Origin of the sequence: Streptomyces sp. NPDC089915 (genome assembly GCF_040684675.1) — a bacterium.
In the GTDB taxonomy this organism is placed as follows: Bacteria; Actinomycetota; Actinomycetes; order Streptomycetales; family Streptomycetaceae; genus Streptomyces.
Genome location: NZ_JBFBGN010000371.1, coordinates 1 through 1,400 on the forward strand (window position 1 = coordinate 1; position 1,400 = coordinate 1,400).

Genomic DNA, 1,400 nt, shown 5'->3' on the forward strand with positions numbered 1-1,400 from the left:
CGGCCCGTGATCGCGGCCAGGACCCAGAGCACCCACCAGGACGTCAGCAGCCCGGCCGGCGCCGTGCGGTCGGCACCGTCGGGGCCGAGCTGAGTGCTGGCCCGCCAGGTCTGCCGCGCGATCCGGTGGGGCAGGAACAGGTTCCCCACGGGGACGAACCAGGCGCCTATGGCCCAGCCGCGGCCCAGGGTGAAGACGTCGGGGCGGAAGACGCCGCCGTTGCTCCGCACGCGGTGGAACCAGATGATGAAGACGACGACCGTGGGCAGGATCGTGAGGAACTGGAGGACTCCGGCCAGCACGGTGAGCGCGGAGGACAGACTGAGTTCGAGGTCGTCGAAGGTGGTGCTACCGGCGAAGCCCTGCAACCACGACTGCTCGTACGCGCCGGCGCCGACCGAGAAGAGGTGCGCCGCGGTCGCCGCGCCGAGCAGCCAGGTCAGGGCCGTCGCAAGGCCCTTGGGGGAGCGCAGCACGCCATGGAACACCGGCGGAGCCGTGTTGACAGGCCCGTACGGGTAGGGGTGGCCTTGCTGAGGGACCTGATAGGGGGCCGGGCCCGTCTGAGACCACGGCTGCGGAGGCGGCTGTGAGCCGGGAGTGCTGAAGGACATGACGATGGACCCCCCACGGGAACGGATGACATACGGAAGGCCTCCACCTGGTGGGCGGAGGCCTCGGAAGAAGATATGTCCCCCGATGGCCTGAGTCCACACGGTTTCCGTTGGTCAGGGCGTATGGAGACAGGCGGCCCGGTGGGGCCGGCCCGGAAGTCCGGCAGAGGCCGTTGATCACGCGACCGTCGGCTCAGGTGTTCGCGGGCCGGGCTGTAGGGAACCTCCGTCGCGGATCATGGTGATCACCGTGATCACGGCGCGTACGGCAGCTCGGCGGTGATGACGGTCGGGCCCCCGGCGGGGCTGCGGCAGGAGAAGGAGCCGTCGACGGACGCGACGCGCTTGGCGAGCCCGGCGAGCCCGGTGCCGCCGGCCGGCGCGAGATCCGCGCCGCCCACTCCGTCGTCCGCGACGACCACCAGCAGTGTTTCCCCGATCCGCTCCACGGTCACGTCCGCCCGGCTCGCCCGGGCGTGTTTGACCATGTTCGTGAGGGCTTCGGAGACCACGAAGTACGCGACGGCCTCGACCGTGGGTGAGGGGCGCAGCGGCAGGTCCACCGCCAAGTGCACCGGGATCGGGAGGCGGGCGGCGACCCCGGACAGCGCGGCGTCGAGGCCGCGGTCCTCGAGGACCGCCGGGTGCAGGCCGCGCACCAGATCGCTCAGCTCGGCGATGGCCTCCTTCGCCTCGCGGTGCGCCTCCTCCGTAGGTCCGCGCCGGTCGGGGGGCCGACCGGCACCGGGGATGGGACCTGCGCCGCCCGTGAGCACGCCGGAAGCA

2 protein-coding genes are annotated in these 1,400 nt (G+C 72.0%); both read right to left on the minus strand.

Annotation, left to right across the window (positions count from 1 at the left end; translation table 11 throughout):
- Window positions 1–488 (minus strand): DUF4328 domain-containing protein (locus tag AB0O29_RS35910; protein WP_365160642.1); only part of this gene is annotated, 488 nt, incomplete at its 3' end.
- A 380-nt stretch (window positions 489–868) separates the two neighbouring features.
- Window positions 869–1,400: ATP-binding protein (locus AB0O29_RS35915; RefSeq protein ID WP_365160645.1), on the minus strand; the 532-nt coding region annotated here is incomplete at its 5' end.